General features: G+C 71.7%; 21 protein-coding genes. 12 read left to right on the top strand and 9 right to left on the bottom strand.

Annotated features, from left to right (window positions below):
- Positions 1–42 precede the first annotated feature (42 nt).
- The 5 genes from ACZ5GP_RS24295 to ACZ5GP_RS24275 all read right to left on the bottom strand — a co-directional run bounded on the left by ACZ5GP_RS24295 (position 43) and on the right by ACZ5GP_RS24275 (position 2,924).
- Positions 43–747: a TetR/AcrR family transcriptional regulator gene (locus ACZ5GP_RS24295; protein ID WP_468752814.1), complete on the bottom strand. Its 705-nt coding sequence runs from the start codon at positions 745–747 to the stop codon at positions 43–45.
- Complete coding sequence (locus ACZ5GP_RS24290) at positions 744–1,424, bottom strand: DUF4166 domain-containing protein (RefSeq protein ID WP_468752813.1); 681 nt, start codon at positions 1,422–1,424, stop codon at positions 744–746. The genes ACZ5GP_RS24295 and ACZ5GP_RS24290 overlap by 4 nt, the downstream gene beginning before the upstream one ends.
- Positions 1,421–2,143 carry a hypothetical protein gene (locus ACZ5GP_RS24285; protein ID WP_468752812.1) on the bottom strand — a complete coding sequence of 241 codons (723 nt, stop codon included), beginning with the start codon at positions 2,141–2,143 and terminating at the stop codon, positions 1,421–1,423. The genes ACZ5GP_RS24290 and ACZ5GP_RS24285 overlap by 4 nt, the downstream gene beginning before the upstream one ends.
- Positions 2,144–2,289: 146 nt before the next feature.
- Positions 2,290–2,583 carry an MTH1187 family thiamine-binding protein gene (locus tag ACZ5GP_RS24280; protein ID WP_468752811.1) on the bottom strand — a complete coding sequence of 98 codons (294 nt, stop codon included), beginning with the start codon at positions 2,581–2,583 and terminating at the stop codon, positions 2,290–2,292.
- A complete protein-coding gene (locus ACZ5GP_RS24275; RefSeq protein ID WP_358583928.1) occupies positions 2,580–2,924 on the bottom strand; it encodes a DUF3817 domain-containing protein in 345 nt (114 codons plus the stop codon). The genes ACZ5GP_RS24280 and ACZ5GP_RS24275 overlap by 4 nt, the downstream gene beginning before the upstream one ends.
- A 166-nt stretch (positions 2,925–3,090) precedes the next feature.
- Here ACZ5GP_RS24275 and ACZ5GP_RS24270 point away from each other — a divergent pair, with 166 nt between their 5' ends.
- The 4 genes from ACZ5GP_RS24270 (at position 3,091) to ACZ5GP_RS24255 (ending at position 5,780) form a co-directional block, all read left to right on the top strand.
- Entirely contained in the window at positions 3,091–3,729 is a 639-nt protein-coding gene (locus ACZ5GP_RS24270; RefSeq protein WP_468752810.1) for an AIM24 family protein, read from the top strand.
- A 1-nt stretch (position 3,730) separates the two neighbouring features.
- Positions 3,731–4,381, top strand: coding sequence for an AIM24 family protein (locus ACZ5GP_RS24265; RefSeq protein WP_468752809.1), 651 nt, complete (start codon positions 3,731–3,733; stop codon positions 4,379–4,381).
- Positions 4,378–5,184 (top strand): AIM24 family protein, encoded by an 807-nt coding sequence (locus ACZ5GP_RS24260; protein ID WP_468752808.1) that lies wholly within the window; start codon positions 4,378–4,380, stop codon positions 5,182–5,184. Before ACZ5GP_RS24265 ends, ACZ5GP_RS24260 begins: the two co-directional genes overlap by 4 nt.
- A gap of 119 nt (positions 5,185–5,303) precedes the next feature.
- Positions 5,304–5,780, top strand: a complete 477-nt coding sequence (locus tag ACZ5GP_RS24255) for a MarR family winged helix-turn-helix transcriptional regulator (protein ID WP_468752807.1) — start codon at positions 5,304–5,306, stop codon at positions 5,778–5,780.
- Positions 5,781–5,811: 31 nt separating this feature from the next.
- On the opposite strand, the gene ACZ5GP_RS24250 is transcribed toward ACZ5GP_RS24255, so the two are convergent.
- Positions 5,812–7,272, bottom strand: coding sequence for a sensor histidine kinase (locus tag ACZ5GP_RS24250; protein WP_468752806.1), 1,461 nt, complete (start codon positions 7,270–7,272; stop codon positions 5,812–5,814).
- Entirely contained in the window at positions 7,269–7,934 is a 666-nt protein-coding gene (locus tag ACZ5GP_RS24245; protein ID WP_468752805.1) for a response regulator transcription factor, read from the bottom strand. Before ACZ5GP_RS24245 ends, ACZ5GP_RS24250 begins: the two co-directional genes overlap by 4 nt.
- A 149-nt stretch (positions 7,935–8,083) precedes the next feature.
- Here ACZ5GP_RS24245 and ACZ5GP_RS24240 point away from each other — a divergent pair, with 149 nt between their 5' ends.
- Positions 8,084–8,785, top strand: coding sequence for a PepSY domain-containing protein (locus tag ACZ5GP_RS24240; RefSeq protein ID WP_468752804.1), 702 nt, complete (start codon positions 8,084–8,086; stop codon positions 8,783–8,785).
- Between the two features lie 141 nt (positions 8,786–8,926).
- Here the strand turns inward: ACZ5GP_RS24240 and meaB are convergent, their stop codons facing one another.
- On the bottom strand, positions 8,927–9,883 hold the full coding sequence (gene meaB / locus ACZ5GP_RS24235) for a methylmalonyl Co-A mutase-associated GTPase MeaB (protein WP_358590051.1): 957 nt from the start codon (positions 9,881–9,883) through the stop codon (positions 8,927–8,929).
- A gap of 78 nt (positions 9,884–9,961) precedes the next feature.
- Positions 9,962–11,164, bottom strand: coding sequence for an acetyl-CoA C-acetyltransferase (locus ACZ5GP_RS24230; protein WP_358590049.1), 1,203 nt, complete (start codon positions 11,162–11,164; stop codon positions 9,962–9,964).
- 136 nt (positions 11,165–11,300) lie between these two features.
- Between ACZ5GP_RS24230 and mce the strand changes: the two genes are divergently transcribed.
- The 7 genes from mce (at position 11,301) to ACZ5GP_RS24195 (ending at position 21,317) form a co-directional block, all read left to right on the top strand.
- Positions 11,301–11,741 carry a methylmalonyl-CoA epimerase gene (mce, locus tag ACZ5GP_RS24225; RefSeq protein ID WP_468752803.1) on the top strand — a complete coding sequence of 147 codons (441 nt, stop codon included), beginning with the start codon at positions 11,301–11,303 and terminating at the stop codon, positions 11,739–11,741.
- 232 nt (positions 11,742–11,973) lie between these two features.
- Positions 11,974–16,044 (top strand): polarized growth protein Scy, encoded by a 4,071-nt coding sequence (gene scy / locus ACZ5GP_RS24220; RefSeq protein WP_468752802.1) that lies wholly within the window; start codon positions 11,974–11,976, stop codon positions 16,042–16,044.
- Between the two features lie 181 nt (positions 16,045–16,225).
- Entirely contained in the window at positions 16,226–17,161 is a 936-nt protein-coding gene (locus ACZ5GP_RS24215) for a cellulose-binding protein (RefSeq protein ID WP_468752801.1), read from the top strand.
- A gap of 70 nt (positions 17,162–17,231) precedes the next feature.
- A complete protein-coding gene (locus ACZ5GP_RS24210; protein WP_468752800.1) occupies positions 17,232–18,215 on the top strand; it encodes an ABC transporter ATP-binding protein in 984 nt (327 codons plus the stop codon).
- Positions 18,216–18,218: 3 nt separating this feature from the next.
- Entirely contained in the window at positions 18,219–18,989 is a 771-nt protein-coding gene (locus ACZ5GP_RS24205; protein ID WP_468752799.1) for an ABC transporter permease, read from the top strand.
- Between the two features lie 187 nt (positions 18,990–19,176).
- Positions 19,177–20,364, top strand: a complete 1,188-nt coding sequence (locus tag ACZ5GP_RS24200) for an ABC transporter ATP-binding protein (RefSeq protein ID WP_468752798.1) — start codon at positions 19,177–19,179, stop codon at positions 20,362–20,364.
- 161 nt (positions 20,365–20,525) lie between these two features.
- Positions 20,526–21,317 carry an ABC transporter permease gene (locus tag ACZ5GP_RS24195; RefSeq protein ID WP_468752880.1) on the top strand — a complete coding sequence of 264 codons (792 nt, stop codon included), beginning with the start codon at positions 20,526–20,528 and terminating at the stop codon, positions 21,315–21,317.
- The last annotated feature ends 4 nt before the right edge of the window (positions 21,318–21,321 follow it).

Here is a 21,321-nt window from a genome sequence, read left to right as displayed (position 1 = left end):
GTGACCGACCCGACGCCGGGATACGGGTGGGTGGGTGAGGGACTAAGCCCGCGCAGACCGACGAAGCCGATGCCGAACGGCCCGCTGCGCAAGAGGCCCAAGCTCCTCAACGGCACTCACCAAAAGGGCCAACTGCTCCAACGCGGCCAACGCCCGCTCCGTACCCTCCGCATCAACCCCCTCATACAGCTCAAGCCCCACGAACGACGCCCCGACCGCCCGCGCGAGCCCGACGGGATCGGTGAACTCCCCGAGGGGCGACGCGGAGAGGACCCGCGTCAGGACCTTCTCGATCTCCTCGATCCACAGCGCGAGCCCCGCCGCCGTCGCCACGGCGAGCCGCGCCTGCGTCTGCGCCCCGGCGAGCAGCTGCCCGAGAACGGCGACGTGCCCGGCGTCCCGCTCCTCCTCGTGCATCTCCCGCCCGAAGGCGAGCAGCCCGGCGAGGGAGTCGATCCCGGCGAGCCGGTCGCGGTAGCGGGCCACCCGCTGTTCGGTCCCGTGCCGGCACGCCTGCGCGAGCAGGTCGTCGACGGAACCGAAGTGGTAGAAGACCAGGGCCTGGTTGACGCCCGCGGCGGCGGCGATGTTCCGCGCCGACGCCTTGGCGATGCCCTGCTCCGTGAGCGTCCGCAGCGCCCCTTCGAGAAGCTTCTCCCGGGTTTCCTGCCCTTTGACGGAGTCCCTCGCGGGGTCCTTTGCGGGGTCCTTCGCAGAGCCCGCCACGGGGTCCTTGGCCGCGCTCATGCCCGCGCCTCCTCACGGACGGGCCGCAGCCCGGCCCGCACCCCGCACGCACGGACGTCCGTGTACGTGGCCCGGAAGGACCCCTCGTAGCCGAAGAGCGGCCCGAAGTGCCGGTTCACGACCCGGACGCGGATCCGGAAGCACCCGGTCTCGTCGTCGTAGGACTCCCGCACCTCGGCGTCCGCGCCGACCAGCGACGGGACGCGGCAGTCCACCGGTCCTTCCCGGAAGCGGTGCTCTCCCGAGCGGATCACCAGCGAGCCGTCGGCTTCGGCCGAGAAGTACAGGTCGCTGGCGAGGTGCTGGTGTGTGCCGAGGTAGTCGAGCACACGGTCTCCCTTGGGGCTCAGGACCATCTGGGCATCGAAGCGGCGGGGCCCGCCGGGCAGGTCGAAGGTGCGCACGAAGCTCACCGTCTCACGGCCGTACGTGTCGACGTACGGCACGTTCTCGATCACGAAGGGCACGTCGCGGCCCTGGCGCGGGACGAGGATGTTGCGGGTGCCGCCGGCCGCGAGGAACGGCTTCACGAAGCCCCGGCCGTGCCAGACGCGCTCCATGACGCCCCGCCCGACGCAGGCCTCGCCGCTCGTCAGGCCCACGGAGAAGCGGCGGCGCAGCTGAGGGTGGAGGCGGTGGAAGTCGTCCCCCAGCACCGTCTCGAAGATCGACGTCATGACGGCTCCTTGACGGTGGCGAGGGTGGCGAGCACGCGGGGCGCACGCGTGCGTGCCGGTGGGGTGCGCAGGCAGCGGCGGGCCGCCGGGGTCGTCGGCAGCGGCGGCAGGATCACCGCGAGCGCGGCGGCCGCGAGGGCCGTCATGGGGGCGAACAGGACGGCCGCCGTCACGCCCAGCAGGCGCAGGGCGACGTCGGCGACGGCGTTCAGGAGGGCGCGTTCCGGGGTGATGCCGCGCTCCAGCCAGAGCCTGAGCCGGTCGAAGGACCAGGCCGTGGCCCAGCCCATCAGGGGCCGGAAGGCGGCGCGGTCGGCGAGCGCCCCGAGCCGGCCCCAGCGCGGTCGGTAGTCGTACCCGGTGAGGAAGCGGATGCCGTCCGCCTCGCCCTCCTCCTGGCCCTCCTCCGGTACGTAGCGCCAGTAGCCGCTGCCCTCTTCGAGCAGGGAGAGCGGGTGCGGGCACGCGAAGCGCAGCGCGGAGGTGCGGGTGCCGTCGGCGCGTCGTTTCTCCCCGGCGCTGATACCGGTGCCGGCGATCGTGAGGAAGGGCAGTACGCGCGTGGCGTACCGGAAGTGCTGGGGCTCGCCGTCCACGCACGGCAGGTAGGTGATCTCGGTGAAACGCAGATCCCAGCGCTGGTGGAGAGCCGGCTCCTGGGTGTGTTTCCAGAGGTCTTCCAGATCGGCGCGTATCCGTGCCTCGATGTACAGGCTCACGGTAATCCCCCACGTCAGCGCGTTATTGAGCGAGTGCTCAACGAAAGGTACAGTCGTTTGAGCAGTCGCTCAAGTCGGCGGGCAGGGAAAAGCCCCCACCCGGAAGGCAGGGGCTTTGTGGCGCGCGGCCGCGGGCGGTGAAGGGGTCAGGCGGAGAGGTGGCGCTCCACCGTCTCGACCTTGGAGGTGAGGCCGTCGCTCACCCCGGGGCGGATGTCCGCCTTCAGGACGACCGACACGCGGGGCGCCCGCGCCTCCACGGCGGCGACCGCCCGCTTGACGACGTCCATCACCTCGTCCCACTCGCCCTCGATGGCGGTGAACATGGCGTCGGTCCTGTTCGGCAGGCCCGACTCGCGGACGACGCGGACGGCGTCGGCGACGTACTCGCCGACGTCCTCACCGACGCCGAGCGGGGTCACGGAGAACGCGACGATCATGCGTTGACGATCCCTTCCTTGCGGGCGCGCGAGGCGATGACCGCGGATTCGGCCTCGCGCTTCAGCTTGCGCTCGGCGAAGAATCCGCCGGTCGGCAGGACGGAGAGGACGAAGTACAGGGCGGCGGTCTTCAGGTCCCACTTCGCGCGGTTCCAGGCGTCCAGCCAGAAGACCACGTACAGCACGAAGAGCACGCCGTGGATCATGCCCATCGCCGGCACGGCGTTGAACTCCGTGGTCCGCTTGAGCACCGAGCAGACGAGCAGCAGCAGGAAGGAGACGGCCTCGGGGGCCGAGACCAGGCGGAGGCGGCGGAGTGCGGAAGCGGTCTTGATGTCCACGGGTCACCTTCGGTGAGGGGGGCGGCGGGCGGGCTGCGCGCTCGGCGGCGCCGATCTTGTGAACGCGCGCACAAGCGACCCCCATTGTGACATCGGGGAGATCTCGGGGTTCGCTCAGGGGCCTTCACCCTGTTCTGGGTGGGTACGCGGCGGCTACCGTCGATTCGTGGCTACATTCCGGCTCCAGGGGAGCAGAGTGCTCGCCGTCGACATGACCGGCGACGCGGTGAAGGCGAAGAACGGCTCGATGGTCGCCCATGACGGCCAGATGGCCTTCAAAAAGCTGTCCGGCGGCGGCGAGGGCATACGCGGCATGGTGACGCGCCGCGTCACCGGCGAGCAGATGACGGTGATGGAGGTGAAGGGGCACGGCACGTGCTGGTTCGCCGACCGGGCCACCGAGATCAACCTGGTGCGGCTGCGCGGCGAGAAGCTGTACGTCGAGGCGGGCAATCTGCTGTGCACCGACGCCGGCCTGCGCACGGGCACCAGCTTCACGGGCCTGCGCGGCGCGACGCAGGGCAACGGCCTGTTCACGACCACCGTCGAGGGCACGGGCCAGGCGGCGATCGTCTCCGACGGGCCCGCCGTGGTGCTGCGCGTCTCGCGGGAGTATCCGCTCACCGTCGACCCGGGGGCGTACATCGCGCACCAGGGCGACGTGCGCCAGAGCTTCCAGTCCGGGGTCACCTTCCGCACCTTCATGGGCGAGGGCGGCGGCGAGGCCTTCCAGATCCGCTTCGAGGGCGAAGGCCTGGTCTACGTCCAGCCCAGTGAGCGCACGACGATCGCGGGGGACGTCTGACATGCCCTTCCGGGAGATCAATTCCAAGATGGTCGAGGCGACGGTGCGGCCGGGCGCCAAGATCTTCAGCCAGCGCGGCGCCATGCTCGCCTACCGGGGAGATGTCTCTTTCACGCCCAACCTCCAGGGCGGTCAGGGCGGTCTGGCGTCCATGATCGGGCGCCGGGTCGCGGGCGAGGCGACGCCGTTGATGACCGTGGACGGCAGCGGCACCGTCCTCTTCGGGCACGGCGGCCACCACATCCAGGTGATCGGCCTCACCGGGGACACGCTGTACGTGGAGGCGGACCGGCTGCTCGCCTTCGACGGCACGCTTCAGCAGGGCACCATGTTCATGGGCTCCCAGGGCGGCGTCATGGGCATGGTCCGCGGCCAGGTCACCGGCCAGGGCCTGTTCACCACGACCCTGAAGGGGCACGGCCAGGTCGCCGTCATGGCGCACGGCGGGGTGATCGAGGTGCCGATCAGCCCGCAGCGCCCGGTCCACGTCGACCCCCAGGCGTATGTCGCGCACCACGGCGACGTGCGCAACAAGCTCTCCACGGCGCTCGGCTGGCGCGACATGGTGGGCCGCGGCTCCGGAGAGGCGTTCCAGCTGGAGCTGTCGGGCAGCGGCGCGGTGTACGTCCAGGCCTCGGAGGAGAAGCTGTGAACGTCAATGTCTCGACCCCGGCGGGCGAGCCCACGGTCTTCGACCCCACGACGCTGCCGAGCGACGACAACGTCAACGCGTACACCTTCTGCGTGGAGCTCAAGGGAAGCCAGTGGTTCCTGCAGAAGGGGAAGATGATCGCCTACTACGGGCGGATCGACTTCAACGGCATCGGGCACGGCCGGCTCGACCGGCTGGTCCGGACCAGTTTTCATTCGCCGCTGCACGCAAGTGACTGGGTCGTGGCGGACGGCCAGGGCAAGATGCTCCTCGCCGACCGGGCCTTCGACGTGAATTCGTATGACTTGAATGAGGGCAACCTGACCATTCGCTCGGGCAACCTCCTCGCTTTTCAGCCAACTCTCGCGCTGAAGCAATCGATCGTTCCGGGCTTTCTGACGCTCATCGGGACCGGGAAGTTCGTGGCCGCCTCGAATGGTCCGGTGGTGTTCATGGAGCCGCCGATCCGGGTCGATCCACAGGCCCTCGTGGGCTGGGCCGACTGCCCTTCACCGTGTCATCACTACGACCACGGATACCTCACGGGGGTGATCGGGGGCGTGCGGGCACTGACCGGCATCGGTGGCACCTCCGGGGAGGAGCATCAATTCGAGTTCGTGGGCGCCGGGACGGTGCTGCTCCAGTCCAGCGAGGCACTCGTGCCCGAGCAGGTCACAGGAGGGGTCCCGGACCAGGCGGGGGTGCCCGGAGGGAGGAGCGCTCCCATCCAACCGGGCCCTCAGCCGGGCGCACCGCGTCTTCCCGGACAACTGGGGGACCTCCAGCGTCGCTTCGGGCTGTGAGCGGTAGTCTGCGGAGTGTGACGGCGAACGCCTGTGCCCCTCCCCGTGACCAGGGGATGCGAGGCGCGTCACATCCCACCATTCGTTCACCTTTCAACTTCTTAGGTAGAATCGATTCCATGGAGACCGAGACGGCCCCGCAGTGGCTGACCGACGAGGAACAGTGCGCCTGGCGCACCCACGTGGAGGTCAACCGGATGCTGACATATCAGCTCGAAAAGGACCTTCAGCCGTTCAACCTGACCATGAACGACTACGACATTCTCGTGCATCTCTCAGAATCGGAAGACCTGCGGATGCGCATGAGCGATCTCGCCAGCGCCACCCTGCAGTCCAAGAGCCGCCTGTCCCACCAGATCACCCGCATGGAGAACGCGGGCCTGGTGCGCCGCGAGAACTGCGAGTCCGACCGGCGCGGCCTCTACACCGTCCTCACCCAGGAGGGCATGGAGACCATGCGGAAGGTGGCCCCGCACCACGTCGCCTCCGTCCGGCGGCACTTCGTCGACCTGGTCTCCCCCGAGGCCCTCGGCGAGCTGCACAAGGCCCTGACCCCGATCGCGGAACACCTGCGCTCCCAGCGCGGCAAGCCCTGACCCGCTCCGCTCCGCCCGGCCGTTCCGTCGCTCAATCCGCCGACGCCTGAGGGCTCGGCAGCCGGAGCTCGAAGAGCGCACCCCCCGACGGCGCCCGCTCCACCCTGAGCGTGCCGCCGTGCCGCGCCGCCACATCCCGCACGATCGCGAGGCCCAGACCGGCCCCGCCCTCGTCGCGGGTCCGCGCGTCGTCAAGCCGTACGAACCGCTCGAAGATCCGCTCCCGCTCGTCCGGGGGCACGCCGCTGCCGTCATCGGACACCTGAAGGACCGCCCACGCACCCTCGGCGCGGGTGGTGACCGTGACCCGGGAGCGGGCGTGCCGCCGCGCGTTGTCCAGGAGGTTGCCGAGCACCCGCGCCAACTGGTTGCGGGAGCCCGTCACCTCCACGCTCCCGAGGTCCAGCTCCACGTCGAGGGGGTCGCCCGTGCGCTGCGAAAGCTCCTCGCGCACGAAGGCCGCCAGCTCGACCCGGGCCCCGCCGGGCCGCTCGCCCGCGTCGAGCCGGGCGAGCAGGAGCAGGTCGGCGGCGAGTTGCTGGAGCCGCACGGTGTCCTCGACGGCGCCGTCGACATCCAGCAACTCCGGATGCGCGGCGCCCACTTCGAGCTGCGTGCGGAGCGAGGCGATGGGGCTGCGCAGTTCGTGCGAGGCGTCCGCCACGAAGCGCCGCTGGCGCTCCACGGACGTCTGTAGAGCGGTGAGCGTCTCGTTCGTGGTGCGGGCGAGCCGGGCGATCTCGTCGTGCGTGCCCGGTTCGGGCACGCGGCGCGCGAGATCCTCCGACGCGGTGATCGCGGACATCTCCGCGGTGATGGCGGCCACCGGGCGCAGCGCGCGGCGCGTCACCAGCCAGGTGACGCCCGCGACGACGGCGAGCAGCAGGGGGAAGCCGATCAACATGGACGTCAGCGCCGTCGACACGGCGCTGCGCTCGTCGGTGAGCGAGCCACCGGCGTAGACGGTGAGGTCGCCCCTGGCCGGCGTGCTCACCTCGACGGCGGCGAAGCGGTAGTCGGCGCTCTCGCCGTCGACGGTCGCGGAGCCGTCGGTGTACTCGGCGTCGTCGTCGATCTCACCCGTCTCCCCCGGCTCACCTGTCTCCCCCGGCTCACCCCTCTCCCCCGGCTGCGGCTTCTCCCCGCCGCTGTCGGCCGGGCGGGTCGCGGGGCTGGGCCCGACCGCGTCGGTCCCGGTGCCGCTGATCCGCTCCACATCCTCACTGGCCGCCACCACCTTGCCGTCCTCGTCGACCACTTGGACCGGTGACTCGTCGGCGTCCGGCAGGTCGAGATCGCCGTAGGGGCGGCCGGCCACGAGTTGCGCGGCGACCTCGCGGGCGGCGGCCTCCGCCCGGCCGTCCGCCTGGCCGGTGAGGTTGGCGCGCAGCGAGAAGAGCACGGCGGCGCCCGCCGCCACCAGCGCGAGGGCGACGACCAGGCTCGCGCCCAGCGTGGCGCGGGCACGCACGGAGCCGAAGAGCCGTCTCATCGCGGGGCCTCCAGGCGGTAACCGGCGCCGCGCACCGTCGTAATGAGGCGCGCGCCCAGCTTGCGGCGCAGCGTGCTCACATACACCTCGACGATGTTCGGGTCCCCCTCGTACGCGAAGTCCCAGACGTGCTCCAGGATGTCGCCCTTGGAGACGACCTCCCCGGCCCGCAGCACCAGCTGCTCCAGGACCGCGAACTCCTTTGCCGTCAGGGTGACTTCGTTCTCGCCGCGAAAGACGCGGCGCGCGGCCGTGTCGACCTTGAGGTCGCCCAGGACGTGGACCGGCGAGGGGCCCGCGTTGCCCCGGCGGCGCAGCAGTGCCTTCACGCGGGCCACCAGCACGACGTACGAGAACGGCTTGGTGAGGTAGTCGTCCGCGCCGGTGTCCAGGCCCTCCGCCTCGTCGTACTCGCCGTCCTTGGCGGTGAGCATCAGGATGGGCACGTCGTTGCCGGCCGCGCGCAGGGTCGAGCAGACGCGGTAGCCGTTCATGCCGGGCAGCATGATGTCGAGGATGATCAAGTCGTACGCGCCCTCGCTCGCGCGGTGCAGACCGTCGGTGCCGTCATGGACGACGTCGACGGCGTAGCCCTCGGCGGTCAGGCCCTTGGCGAGGGACAGGGCCAGCCGCTTCTCGTCCTCGACGATCAACAAACGCATGCGTTCAGGGTGGCAGAGCGAACCTGAAGAGTTCTTCAGGCGGCTTCAGCTCCGGTTCAGGGTCGGTCGGCCAGATTGGTCCTCATCGAAAGCGAACGGCAGCGGCCCCGGCCGCCGCCACACTCGCCCACCGTCTCGGGAGGAACTCCATGAAGCGCAACATCGTCATCGCCACCGTCGCCGCCGCGGCCCTGGTCACCGGCGGTACCGCCACCGCCCTCGCGACCACCGGTGACGACGAGAGCGCCGCGAAGCGGTCGAGCGTCCGGCTGACGGACCACGACCGCAAGGACGACGACAAGAGCGACGACGGCAAGGACGACGACCGCCGCGACGACGCCGAGGACGCGGCCGAGAACACCGCCGAGGCCAAGGCAGCCAAGGTGACCGCCGCCGACGCGATCAGGGCGGCCCTCGCGAAGACCCCCGGCACCGCGGTCTCCGCCGAACTGGACGAGGAGGACGGCGCCCTGGTCTGGGGCGTCGACGTCCTGAAGGGCGACACCTGGCACGACGTCGAGGTGGACCCGGGCACCGGCAAGGTCCTCGGCTCCTGGATCGACCGGGACGACGACGGTGACGACGACGCCGCCGACGCCGCCCGGGTGAACGCCGCGCTCAAGGGCGCGTCCACCAGCGCCGAGGACGCCGCGCGCGCCGGTGCCGCCAAGGGCAAGGTGACCTCCGTCGACCTGGACGACGACGGCAAGGCGGGTGCCTGGGGCGTCGAGACCACGGGCGCCAAGGGTGCCGAGTCCGAGTGGCACGTCGACCTGAAGACCGGCAAGGTCACCGCGGACCGCCACGACGACGACCGTGACGACCAGGACGCCGACGGCTCGGACGACTGACACGCGGGCACACGCAACCGCCCCGGGGACACCGCCCCCGGGGCGTTTCCGCGCCGACCACCTGATGCGGGGCGGGCTCCTTTCGCGAGGCGGCCGTGGAAGTGGAAGTGGAAGACATCCGCCGCGCCGCGGCGGCCCCGCTCACCCCGAGGTGACCCCCGCGACCAGCTCGTCCGCCGCCGCGTACGGATCGAGCTCCCCCGCCACGATCCGCTCCGCCAGCGAGGACAGCCGCCGGTCCCCCCGCAGGGAGCCGACCCGTTCCCGCAGCGCGGTGACCGCGATCGTCTCGACCTCCCGGGCGGCACGGGAGACCCGCCGCTCGGCGAGCACCCCCCGCTCCTCCATCCACGCCCGGTGCTTCTCCAGCGCCTCGACGACCTCGTCGATGCCCTCGCCGCGCGCCGCGACCGTCTTCACGATGGGCGGCCGCCAGTCCCCGGGCCCCCGGGACTCCCCGAGGCCGAGCATGTGGTTCAGCTCCCGCGCCGTCGCGTCCGCGCCGTCGCGGTCCGCCTTGTTGACGACGTATACATCGCCGATCTCCAGGATTCCGGCCTTAGCCGCCTGGATGCCGTCGCCCATGCCGGGCGCGAGGAGGACCACCGAGGTGTCCGCCTGCGAGGCGATGTCGACCTCGGACTGGCCGACGCCGACGGTCTCCACCAGGACGACGTCGCAGCCCGCCGCGTCCAGCACGCGGATCGCCTGCGGGGCGGCCCACGCGAGGCCGCCGAGGTGGCCGCGGGTGGCCATGGAGCGGATGTAGACGCCGGGGTCGGAGGCGTGGTCCGACATGCGCACCCGGTCGCCGAGGAGCGCGCCGCCGGAGAAGGGCGACGAGGGGTCCACCGCGAGCACGCCGACCCGCTTGCCGGCGCGCCGGTAGGCGCTCACGAGCGCGGACGTCGACGTCGACTTGCCGACACCGGGTGACCCGGTGAGCCCGACCACGTACGCGTGTCCCGCCAGCGGAGCGAGCGCCGCCATCACTTCGCGCAGCTGCGGCGACGCCCCCTCGACCAGTGAGATCAGCCGGGCCACGGCCCGCGGCCGGCCCTCGCGGGCCTGCGCCACCAGGGAGGGGACGTCCTGCATGTGACAGCTCCGTTCGCTACGTACGGGACACCGGGCCGCGGGCCCGTGGGGCCGGGGCCATCTCGCGGATCCCGGGACTCAGCCCTTGGCCACCTTGACGATGAGGGCGTCGCCCTGACCGCCGCCACCGCACAGGGCGGCCGCGCCCACACCGCCGCCGCGCCGCTTCAGCTCCAGGGCGAGGTGCAGCACCAGGCGCGCGCCGGACATCCCGATCGGGTGACCCAGCGCGATGGCCCCGCCGTTGACGTTCACCTTTTCCGTGGATACCCCGAGGTCCTTCATTGACTGCACCGCGACGGCGGCGAAGGCCTCGTTGATCTCGATGAGATCCAGGTCGGAGACCTCCAGGCCCTCCTTCTTCAGGGCGTGCAGGATGGCGTTGGACGGCTGGGACTGCAGGGAGTTGTCCGGGCCCGCCACATTGCCGTGGGCGCCGATCTCGGCGATCCAGTCGAGGCCCAGCTCCTCGGCCTTGGCCTTGGACATGACGACGACCGCGGCGGCGCCGTCGGAGATCTGCGAGGCGGAGCCCGCCGTGATCGTGCCGTCCTTGGCGAAGGCCGGGCGCAGCTTGCCGAGGGACTCGGCGGTGGTCTCCGGGCGGATGCCCTCGTCCTTGGCGAAGAGCACCGGGTCGCCCTTGCGCTGCGGGATCTCGATCGGGGTGATCTCCGCCTCGAACAGGCCGTTCTTCTGCGCGGCGGCGGCCCGCTGGTGCGAGAGGGCGGCGATCTCGTCCTGCTCCGGACGGGCGATGCCGAGGCGGCCGTTGTGCTTCTCGGTGGACTCGCCCATCGCGACGCCCTCGAAGGAGTCGGTCAGGCCGTCCAGGGCCATGGAGTCGAGCATCTCGATGGCGCCGTACTTGTGGCCCTCGCGGGACCCGGGGAGCAGGTGCGGGGCGTTGGTCATCGACTCCTGGCCGCCGGCGACGACGACGTCGAACTCGCCGGCGCGGATCAGCTGGTCGGCGAGCGCGATCGCGTCGAGGCCCGAGAGACACACCTTGTTGACGGTGAGCGCGGGGACGTTCATGGGGATGCCCGCCTTGACGGCGGCCTGGCGCGCCGGGATCTGCCCTGCCCCGGCCTGGAGCACCTGCCCCATGATCACGTACTGGACCTGGTCGCCGCCGATGCCCGCGCGGTCCAGCGCGGCCTTGATCGCGAAGCCGCCCAGGTCCGCACCCGAGAAGGACTTCAGGGAGCCGAGGAGGCGTCCCATGGGCGTGCGGGCGCCCGCGACGATCACTGAGGTGGTACCGGACGTTCGAGACATGTGCCACGGCCCCTTGGGAGGAGAGGTTAACGAGGGTTTATCTGAATGTACTGAGCGGTACCCCGCACGTCATCGGGGTGTGGGTGTGATCGCGCGCACGTTGCGTAATCACCCCGTCAAGCGCTGCACTTGAACCATGCTGACGCGAATCGACCACATCGGGATCGCCTGTTTCGACCTCGACAAGACCGTCGAGTTCTACCGGGAGACGTACGGATTCACTGTCTTCCACACCGAGGTCAACGAAGAGCAGGGCGTGCGCGAGGCCATGCTGAAGATCAACGAGACGAGTGACGGGGGCGCCTCCTACCTCCAGCTCCTGGAGCCCACGCGGGACGACTCGGCGGTGGGCAAGTGGCTGGCCAAGAACGGTGAGGGCGTGCACCACATCGCCTTCGGCACGGCCGACGTGGACGGCGACGCCGCCGCCATCAAGGACAAGGGCGTGCGGGTGCTGTACGAGGAGCCGCGCATCGGTTCCATGGGGTCGCGGATCACCTTCCTCCACCCCAAGGACTGCCACGGAGTCCTCACCGAACTCGTCACTTCGGCGCCCTCGGAGTCACCGACGCACTGACCTCCGTATATCCGGCCCGGTAGGGTTAGTGACCGGCCGTCCGAAGTCGGGGCGGCAGGCTGCCCGAAACCTGGGCGGCCTTGTGCCGGGGTCCGGGTTTCGGGGGGCGAGCGTGGGGGCGACGACCCCTGCTCCGCCGTTGATCTGACACCATTCCCCCGGGGGCCTCGTTCGGCGGATGGACGAGGCTCGTTGGAGAGACTTGCGACCAGGGGACGGATGGGACCGCGCAGTGCGGGGCTACGAACGCCAAGAGAACTCGCGGGCTGAGACCGACAGTCTTTCGCGGTTCGAGGCCGAGATGGACCGGCTGAGGACCGAGCGGGAGAAAGCCGTCCAGCACGCCGAGGATCTCGGCTACCAGGTCGAGGTGTTGCGCGCCAAGCTGCACGAGGCGCGCCGCAACCTCGCGTCCCGCCCTGCCTACGACAGCGCGGACATCGGCTACCAGGCCGAGCAGCTGCTGCGCAACGCGCAGATCCAGGCCGAGCAGCTGCGCGCGGACGCCGAGCGCGAGCTGCGCGACGCGCGCGCGCAGACCCAGCGCATCCTCCAGGAACACGCCGAGCAGCAGGCCCGGCTCCAGGCCGAGCTGCACGCCGAGGCCGTGGCCCGCCGCCAGCAGCTCGACCAGGAGCTGGCCGAGCGCCGGCAGACCGTCGAGTCGCACGTCAACGAGAACGTGGCGTGGGCCGAGCAGCTGCGGGCCCGCACCGAGCAGCAGGCCCGCCGTCTCCTCGACGAGTCGCGCGCCGAGGCCGAGCAGGCGCTGACCGCCGCCCGTGCCGAGGCCGAGCGCGTCGCCGAGCAGGCCCGCCGCCGCCTGGCGAGTGACGCCGAGTCCGCCCGCGCCGAGGCCGAGGCGATTTTGCGCCGGGCCCGCTCCGACGCCGAGCGCCTGCTGAACGCCGCCTCCACGCAGGCCCAGGAGGCCACCGAGCACGCCGAGCAGCTGCGCTCCACCACGGCGACCGAGTCCGAGCAGGCCCGCCGGCAGGCCGCCGAGGCGAGCCGGGCCGCCGAGCAGCGCATGGCCGACGCCGACACGGCGCTGCGCGAGGCGCGGGCCGAGGCCGACAAGCTGCTGACCGAGGCCAAGGAGAGCGCGGGCAAGCAGCTCGCGGCCGCCGAGGCCGCGGGCGAGCAGCGCACGCGCACCGCCAAGGAGCAGGTCGCCCGGCTCGTCAGCGAGGCCACCAAGGAGGCCGAGTCCGCCAAGTCCGAGGCGCAGCAGCTGATCGCCGACGCCCGAGCGCAGGCCGAGAAGCTCATCGCGGACGCCGCCGAGAAGGCGCGCACGCTCGCCGCCGAGGAGACCGCGGGCCAGCTCGCCAAGGCGGCGCGGACGGCCGAGGAGGTCCTCGACAAGGCCTCCAAGAACGCCAAGGAGACCACGCGGGCCGCCACCGAGGAGGCCGAGCGGATCCGCTCCGAGGCCGAGACGGAGGCCGACCGGCTGCGCGCCGAGGCGCACGACATCGCCGAGGAGCTCAAGGGCGCGGCGAAGGACGACACCAAGGAGTACCGCGCCAAGACCGTCGAGCTGCAGGAGGAGGCGCGCAGGCTGCGCGGCGAGGCCGAGCAGCTGCGGGCCGAGGCGGTCTCCGAGGGCGAGCGCATCCGGGGCGAGGCGCGGCGCGAGGCGCTCAAGGAGATCGAGGAGGCCGCGAAGTCCGCCGAGGAGCTGCTCGCCAAGGCGAAGGCGGACGCCGAGGAGCTGCGTACGGCCGCGACCGCCGACAGCGAGCGGCTGCGCGGCGAGGCGCAGGAGCGGGCGACGAGCCTGCGCGCGCAGGCCGAGGAGACCCTGGAGCGCGCCCGCGCGGAGGCCGAGCGGCACCGCGAGGAGGCCGCCGAGCAGGCCGCCGGCACCAGGGCCGAGGCCGAGGAGGCCGCCCGGACGCTCCGCGAGGAGAGCGAGCGGGCCGTGGCGGCCCGCCAGGCCGAGGCGGCCGAAGAGCTGACCCGGCTGCACACGGAGGCCGAGGAGCGTCTGGCCGCCGCCGAGCAGGCGCTGGCCGACGCGCGTTCCGAGGCCGCGCGCATGCGCAAGGAGGCCAAGGAGGAGACGGACCGGCTGCGGGCGGAGTCCGCCGAGCGGATCCGGGCGCTCCAGGCACAGGCCGAGGCGGAGGCGGAGCGGCTGCGCGACGAGGCGGCCGCCGACGCCTCGCAGGCCCGCGCGGAGGGCGAGGCCCTCGCGGTCCGGTTGCGTTCGGAGGCCGCGGCCGAGGCCGAGCGGCTCAGGACCGAGGCGCAGGAGTCCGCCGACCGCGTGCGCGCGGAGGCCGCGGCCGCCGCCGAGCGGGTGGGCGCGGAGGCCGCCGAGGAGCTGGCCGCCGCCCAGGAGGAAGCCGCCCGGCGCCGCCGCGAGGCCGAGGAGACCCTGGGCTCGGCGCGCGCGGAGGCCGGTCAGGAGCGCGAGCGGGCCCGTGAGCAGAGCGAGGAGCTGCTCGCCTCCGCCCGTAAGCGGGTCGAGGAGGCGCAGGCCGAGGCCGTGCGCCTGGTCGAGGAGGCCGACCGCCGCGCGACGGAGATGGTGTCGGCCGCCGAGCAGACGGCCCAGTCCGTACGGGATTCCGTCGCCGGCCTGCACGAGGCGGCGCAGGAAGAGGTCGCGGGCCTGCGTTCGGCGGCGGAGCACGCCGCGGAGCGCACCAGGACGGAGGCGCAGGAGGAGGCGGACCGGGTCCGCGCCGACGCCCACGCCGAGCGGGAGCGCGCCGCCGAGGACGCGAGCCGTACGCGGCGCGAGGCGGCGGAGGCTTCGGAGGCAGCCAAGGCCCTGGCCGAGCGTACGGTCTCGGACGCGATCGCGGAGGCCGAGCGGATGCGCTCGGACGCCTCGGAGCACGCCCAGCGGGTGCGCACGGAGGCCTCCGACACCATCGCGCAGGCCGAGCAGGACGCCGCCCGTACCCGGGCCGACGCCCGTGAGGACGCCAACCGCATCCGCAGCGACGCGGCCGGGCAGGCCGACACCCTGATCGGTGAGGCCCGCAGCGAGGCCGAGCTGCTGCAGAACGAGACGATCGCGGAGGCCGAGCGGCTCAAGGCGGAGTCCACAGCGCAGGCCGAGCGGCTGCTCGCCGAGACGACGGCGCGCGCGGAGCGGCTCGAGGCGGAGTCGACCGCCGAGGCCGAGCGGCTGCACGCGGAGTCGACGGAGCGGGCGAAGCGGCTCGAGGCGGAGTCGACCGCGGAGGCCGAGCGGCTCAGGGCCGAGTCGAGCGCCGAGGCCGAGCGGGTCCGCGCGGAGTCGGTGGCCAAGGCGGAGAAGCTCATCTCGGACGCTTCCGGCGACGCGGAGCGGTTGCGCGCGGAGGCCGCCGAGTCGGTCAACTCCGCCCAGCAGCACGCCGAGCGCATCCGCGCCGAGGCCGAGCGGCTCAAGGCGGACGCGGCGCGGGAGGCCGAGCGGCTCACGTCCGAGGCGCGCGAGGAGGCCGAGCGCACCCTGGACGAGGCGCGTCGGGCCGCCAACAAGCGCCGCCAGGAGGCCGCCGAGCAGGTCGACACGCTCATCACGGAGGCGACGGCCGAGGCCGAGAAGGTGACGTCGGACGCCCGGGAGAAGGCGCTGAAGGCGACCACGGACGCCGAGGCGCAGGCCGACACGATGGTCGGCGCGGCCCGCAAGGAGGCCGAGCGGCTCGTCGCCCAGGCGACGGTCGAGGGCAACATGCTGGTGGAGAAGGCCCGTACGGACGCGGACGAGTTGCTCATCGGCGCCCGGCGCGACGCGACCGCCATAAGGGAGCGCTCCGAGGAGCAGCGCGACCGGCTGACCACCGAGATCGAGGAGCTGCACGAGCGTGCGCGCCGGGAGTCGGCCGAGGCGATGAAGTCCGCCGGTGAGCGCTGCGACGCGCTGGTGAAGGCGGCCGAGGAGCAGCTCGCCGAGGCTCAGGCGAAGGCGAAGGAGCTGGTTTCGGACGCCGACTCCGAGGCGGGCAAGGTGCGTATCGCCGCGGTGAAGAAGGCCGAGGCGCTGCTGAAGGAGGCCGAGACCAAGAAGGCCTCACTGGTCGGCGAGGCCGAGCGGATCAAGGCCGAGGCCGAGGCCGAGGCGACGCGCACGGTCGAGGAGGGCAAGCGTGAGCTGGAGGTCCTGATGCGGCGCCGCGAGGACATCAACACGGAGATCTCCCGTGTCCAGGACGTGCTGGAGGCGTTGGAATCCTTTGAGGCCCCGACGGGCGGGGCGAAGTCCTCGTCGGGCGGCGGCTCCGGTGGGGGCGGCGTCAAGGCGGCGGCCGCGGCCGGATCTACTCGTTCGGGTGGCAAGACGTCAGAGGGGTAGCGAAAGAGGGCCTACCGTGCTTGTGAGGACCTTCGGCCCTGTCGCTGGCAAGTCCTCTGACGTCTTGCCACTCAAAAGGGGTGTCATTCTCCAGATCAAACAGGCATCTGCTCGATGACACGCCGCCTGGACCCCTAGGATTCCCTCTATCACCTCACCGGTCTCATTCGACAGGAACCCCATGAGCGACACTTCCCCCTACGGCTTCGAGCTTGTGCGGCGTGGGTACGACCGCGCTCAGGTGGACGAACGTATCTCCAAGCTCGTCTCCGACCGTGACAACGCTCTCGCCCGTATCACTGCTCTGGAAAAGCGCATCGAGGAGCTGCACCTCGAAACGCAGAACGCCCAGGCCCAGGTCGCCGACGCCGAGCCGTCGTACGCCGGGCTCGGGGCGCGCGTCGAGAAGATCCTCCGTCTCGCCGAGGAGGAGGCGAAGGACCTGCGCGAGGAGGCCCGTCGCGCGGCCGAACAGCACCGCGAGCTGGCCGAGTCCGCGGCGCAGCAGGTGCGCAACGACGCCGAGTCGTTCGCCTCCGAGCGCAAGGCGAAGGCCGAGGACGAGGGCGTCCGGATCGTCGAGAAGGCCAAGGGCGAGGCGAACACCCTGCGGGCCGAGGCCCAGAAGGACGCGCAGTCCAAGCGGGAGGAGGCGGACGCCCTCTTCGAGGAGACGCGCGCCAAGGCCGCCCAGGCCGCCGCCGACTTCGAGACGAATCTCGCCAAGCGGCGCGAGCAGTCCGAGCGCGATCTGGCCTCCCGTCAGGCCAAGGCGGAAAAGCGCCTCGCGGAGATCGAGCACCGTGCGGAGCAGCTGCGCCTGGAGGCGGAGAAGCTGCGGACCGACGCCGAGCGTCGCGCCCGGCAGACGGTGGAGACGGCGCAGCGTCAGGCCGAGGACATCGTCGCGGACGCCAACGCCAAGGCGGACCGCATCCGCTCGGAATCCGAGCGGGAGCTGGCGGCGCTCACCAACCGGCGCGACTCCATCAACGCGCAGCTCACCAATGTGCGGGAGATGCTGGCCACCCTCACCGGTGCGGCGGTCGCCGCCGCGGGTACGCCCGCGGAGGACGAGCCGATCTCCCGTGGGGTGCCGGCTCAGCAGACGCGCTGAGGCCGTGCTCGTCACAGCCCCCTGCCGTCGCTGAGTGGCAGGGGGCTTTGAGCCGTTTTAGCGTTGCCGCATGATCGAGCTCGACGGGCTGACCAAGCGGTACGGCGAGAAGGTGGCCGTCAACAACCTCACCTTCACCGTCTCCCCCGGCATCGTCACCGGTTTCCTCGGTCCGAACGGCGCGGGGAAGTCCACCACGATGCGGATGATGCTCGGGCTCGACAACCCGTCGGCCGGTGATGTCCGCATCGACGGCGAGCACTACTCCCGGCTGCGGAACCCGCTGAAGCACATCGGCGCCCTCCTCGACGCCAAGGCCATGCACGGCGGGCGCAGCGCCTTCAACCATCTGCTGTGCCTCGCGCAGAGCAACGGCATCCCGCGCGGCCGCGTCGGCGAGGTCCTCGACACCGTCGGGCTGAGTGCCGTCGCCAGGAAGAAGGCCAAGGGCTTCTCGCTCGGCATGGGCCAGCGCCTGGGCATCGCGGGCGCGCTGCTCGGCGACCCCGAGATCCTGATGTTCGACGAGCCGGTCAACGGCCTCGACCCCGAGGGCATCCACTGGATCCGCAACCTCATGAAGTCGCTTGCCGCTCAGGGGCGTACGGTCTTCGTCTCCTCGCACCTGATGAGCGAGATGGCGCTGACCGCCGACCACCTCGTCGTCATCGGCCAGGGCCGCCTCCTCGCCGACACGTCGATGTCCGACTTCATCCGGCGGAACTCCCGCTCGTACGTACGACTGCGCTCCCCGGAGCACGAACGCCTCCTGGACGTGCTGCACCAGGCGGGCGTCACCGCCGTGGCGGCGGACGGCGGCGGCGTGGAAGTGGACGGCACGACGTCGGAACGGCTCGGTGAACTCGCCGCCGCCCACGGGCTCGTACTGCATGAGCTGAGCCCTCAGCAGGCCTCACTGGAAGAGGCATTCATGCGGCTCACCGCGGAGTCGGTCGAGTACCACGCGCACTCCGGCCCCACCGGCACGAGCCCGCCGGCCCCGGCGGCACCCGGCTGGGGCGAGGGCTGGCAGCAGCGCGGAAAGGGGGCCTGAGCGATGGCCGCGACCCAGGTACTGAAGTCGGAGTGGACGAAGATCCGCTCGGTGTCCTCGACCGTGTGGACGCTCGGTCTCGCCGCCGTCGTCACGATCGCGCTCGGCACGCTGATCAGCATCCTGTCCAAGAACGACTACGACAGCCTCGACGCCAAGGAGAGGCTGAGCTTCGACCCGACCTTCATCAGCTTCGCCGGGATGTCGCTCGGCCAGCTCGCGATGATCGTCTTCGGGGTGCTCGTCGTCTCCAACGAGTACAGCACCGGGATGATCCGCACCTCGCTCGCGGCCGTCCCCCAGCGCGGCACGTTCCTGTTCGGCAAGGTGCTCGTGGCCACCCTGCTGGCCCTCGTGGTGGGCCTGGCCACCAGCTTCGTCACGTTCTTCGTCGGGCAGGCGATGCTCGGCCCGTACAAGGCGCAGATCGGTGACCCGGGGGTGCTGCGGGCCGTCATCGGCGGCGGGCTCTACATGACCCTCATCGCGATGTTCTCGATGGGCGTGGCGGCGATGCTGCGCAGCCCGATGCTGTCGCTGGGCATCCTGATGCCGTTCTTCTTCATCATCTCCAACATCCTGGGCAACGTGTCGGCCACCAAGAAGATCGGCCGCTTCCTGCCCGACCAGGCCGGCAGCAAGATCATGCAGGTCCGGACCCCGTTCGACGACGACACCCCCTACGGCCCCTGGGGCGGCCTCGTGATCATGGTGGCGTGGGTGGTGGTGGCGCTGCTCGGCGGCTACGCGGCACTGAAGAAGAGGGACGCGTAAGGAAGAGGGACGCGTAAGGGGGCGCCCTTGGGGGTGCCGGGCAACGGGCGGGCCCGTGAGGGAGGGTCCCGGAACCCCGCTCCCCCCTTTACCCGCTCTTGGGTGGAACCGTCAGCTCCCCGTTATCCTCCTAACCCTTACGGGGGCGTGTGCCCCGACGTCCTGAACCATTCGATGGGTGCGGAGAATGATCGAGGCAGTCGGCCTGACGAAGCGCTACGGCGCCAAGACAGCCGTGTACAACCTTTCCTTCCAGGTGCGGCCCGGTACCGTCACCGGCTTCCTCGGGCCCAACGGCTCCGGCAAGTCGACGACGATGCGCATGATCCTCGGGCTCGACACACCCACCACGGGGCAGGTGACGATCGGCGGTTACCCGTACCGCAAGCTCCCCAACGCCCCCCGCCAGGTCGGCGCCCTGCTCGACGCCAAGGCCGTGCACGGCGGCCGGCACGCCCGCAACCACCTGCTGTGCCTCGCGCAGCTCTCCGGCATCCCGGCCCGCCGGGTCGACGAGGTGCTCGGCGTCGTCGGACTCCAGGACGTGGCGAAGAAGCGCTCCAAGGGCTTCTCGCTCGGCATGGGCCAGCGCCTCGGCATCGCGGCGGCGCTCCTCGGCGACCCGCAGGTGCTGCTCTTCGACGAGCCGGTCAACGGCCTCGACCCGGAGGGCATCCTCTGGGTCCGCAACCTGATGAAGTCCCTCGCCGCCGAGGGCCGCACGGTCTTCGTCTCGTCGCACCTGATGAGCGAGATGGCCCTCACCGCCGAGCACCTGATCGTGATCGGCCGCGGCCAGCTCCTCGCCGACATGAGCGTCAAGGACTTCATCTCGCACAACTCGGCCGACTTCGCGCGGGTGCGCACGCCGGGCACCGACCCCCAGCAGCGCGAGAAGCTGACGGCCGTGCTGACGGAGGCCGGCGGCCAGGTCCTGCCCGAGCAGGACGGCGCGCTGCGCGTGACCGGGCTGCCGCTCCCCCGCATCAGCGACCTCGCCCACGGCGCCGACGTACGCCTGTGGGAGCTGTCCCCGCACCAGGCCTCGCTGGAGGAGGCGTACATGCGGATGACGCAGGGCGCCGTCGACTACCGCTCGACGGTCGACCAGCGCGCGGGCTTCCAGCAGCAGCCGCCCCCGGGCGCCCTGCCGCAGGGCCCGCTGCCGGTGCCCGGCCAGGGCCAGCCCGGCTGGTACGCGCCCCCGCCGCCGCCCCAGCAGGGTGGCAACCCCTTCGCGACGCCGCAGCCGCAGGCCGGTCCCGGGGCACCGAACCCCTACGCCACCGCGCCGCAGCCGCCGGCCGCCCCCGCCCCCACCTCCGCGCCCGAGACGACCAAGCGCGCCACCGACAACGAGGATGCCCCCCGATGACCACGCCTGAGACTCCGCAGCAGCAGCCGCAGGCGCAGCAGGCCCCGCAGCACCAGCCGGCGTACGCCCAGGCCGGCGCTCCCCCGCAGGGCGCCCCGCTGGGCGCGCCGACGGCTCCCCCGCCCGCCGCCCCGGCACCGCCCTCCGCCTGGCAACAGGCCATGGCCAACGCCTACACCTCGCCGATCCCGGTGAAGAAGACGCACCTCGGCAACGCCCTCGCCTCCGAGTGGACGAAGATCAAGTCGGTCCGCTCCACGATGTGGACGCTCGGCGTCTTCGTCGCCCTGGTCGTCGGCATCGGCCTGGCCGCCGCCGCGCAGACCACCCCCGACGACTACGCGGACGTACCGTTCACCATCCCGGCGTTCTTCGGCCTCATGCTGGGCCAGATCTGCCTGATCACGCTCGGCGTCCTGGTGACGTCGTCGGAGTACGGCACGGGCATGATCCGTACGACGTTCACGGCGTCCCCGCAGCGTTACCGGGTGCTGGCCGCGAAGGTCGTGGTCTTCTTCGTGACGGCCTTCGTCGTCTCCGCCGGTTCCATCCTGCTGGTGGGCCTCGCGGCCTCGTCGATGAACAGCGGCCCGGGCGCCGGCGACCTGCCCTGGGCGGGCACGGTCTTCAAGGGCGGCCTGTACGTCTCGCTGCTCGGGGTCCTCGCGCTGGCCGTGGGCTCCATGCTGCGGCACTCCGCGGGCGCCATCACCGCGATGCTCGGCCTCGTCCTCGTCCCGGCGATCCTGCCCGCGTTCCTGATGATCTGGCGGAGTACGCAGTCCCTGGCCGAGAAGATGACGGACTACAACGCCATCAACTCCCTCGCGAAGATCTTCGGGGCGGACGGCGCCGACGGCGCCACGGGCACCTCCCAGCTGATGGTGCTGGTGGTCGTGACGGCGATCGCGCTCGGCGGCGCCTTCGCCCTCCTGGAGAAGCGCGACGTGTAGTCGG

This window comes from Streptomyces sp. NPDC031466 (genome assembly GCF_055581265.1).
Note: the sequence above shows the minus strand (reverse complement) of the source record. Positions and strands in the feature narration are given on the sequence as shown.

What these genes read in the sequence shown, in the direction of transcription:
- ACZ5GP_RS24295 (WP_468752814.1), bottom strand. Translation starts at nt 747, where the DNA reads ATGAGCGCGGCCAAGGACCCCGTGGCGGGCTCTGCGAAGGACCCCGCA.
- ACZ5GP_RS24290 (WP_468752813.1), bottom strand. Translation starts at nt 1,424, where the DNA reads ATGACGTCGATCTTCGAGACGGTGCTGGGGGACGACTTCCACCGCCTC.
- ACZ5GP_RS24280 (WP_468752811.1), bottom strand. Translation starts at nt 2,583, where the DNA reads ATGATCGTCGCGTTCTCCGTGACCCCGCTCGGCGTCGGTGAGGACGTC.
- ACZ5GP_RS24265 (WP_468752809.1), top strand. Translation starts at nt 3,731, where the DNA reads ATGCCCTTCCGGGAGATCAATTCCAAGATGGTCGAGGCGACGGTGCGG.
- ACZ5GP_RS24255 (WP_468752807.1), top strand. Translation starts at nt 5,304, where the DNA reads ATGGAGACCGAGACGGCCCCGCAGTGGCTGACCGACGAGGAACAGTGC.
- ACZ5GP_RS24250 (WP_468752806.1), bottom strand. Translation starts at nt 7,272, where the DNA reads ATGAGACGGCTCTTCGGCTCCGTGCGTGCCCGCGCCACGCTGGGCGCG.
- ACZ5GP_RS24245 (WP_468752805.1), bottom strand. Translation starts at nt 7,934, where the DNA reads ATGCGTTTGTTGATCGTCGAGGACGAGAAGCGGCTGGCCCTGTCCCTC.
- ACZ5GP_RS24240 (WP_468752804.1), top strand. Translation starts at nt 8,084, where the DNA reads ATGAAGCGCAACATCGTCATCGCCACCGTCGCCGCCGCGGCCCTGGTC.
- meaB (WP_358590051.1), bottom strand. Translation starts at nt 9,883, where the DNA reads ATGCAGGACGTCCCCTCCCTGGTGGCGCAGGCCCGCGAGGGCCGGCCG.
- ACZ5GP_RS24230 (WP_358590049.1), bottom strand. Translation starts at nt 11,164, where the DNA reads ATGTCTCGAACGTCCGGTACCACCTCAGTGATCGTCGCGGGCGCCCGC.
- mce (WP_468752803.1), top strand. Translation starts at nt 11,301, where the DNA reads ATGCTGACGCGAATCGACCACATCGGGATCGCCTGTTTCGACCTCGAC.
- ACZ5GP_RS24215 (WP_468752801.1), top strand. Translation starts at nt 16,226, where the DNA reads ATGAGCGACACTTCCCCCTACGGCTTCGAGCTTGTGCGGCGTGGGTAC.
- ACZ5GP_RS24210 (WP_468752800.1), top strand. Translation starts at nt 17,232, where the DNA reads ATGATCGAGCTCGACGGGCTGACCAAGCGGTACGGCGAGAAGGTGGCC.
- ACZ5GP_RS24205 (WP_468752799.1), top strand. Translation starts at nt 18,219, where the DNA reads ATGGCCGCGACCCAGGTACTGAAGTCGGAGTGGACGAAGATCCGCTCG.
- ACZ5GP_RS24200 (WP_468752798.1), top strand. Translation starts at nt 19,177, where the DNA reads ATGATCGAGGCAGTCGGCCTGACGAAGCGCTACGGCGCCAAGACAGCC.
- ACZ5GP_RS24195 (WP_468752880.1), top strand. Translation starts at nt 20,526, where the DNA reads ATGGCCAACGCCTACACCTCGCCGATCCCGGTGAAGAAGACGCACCTC.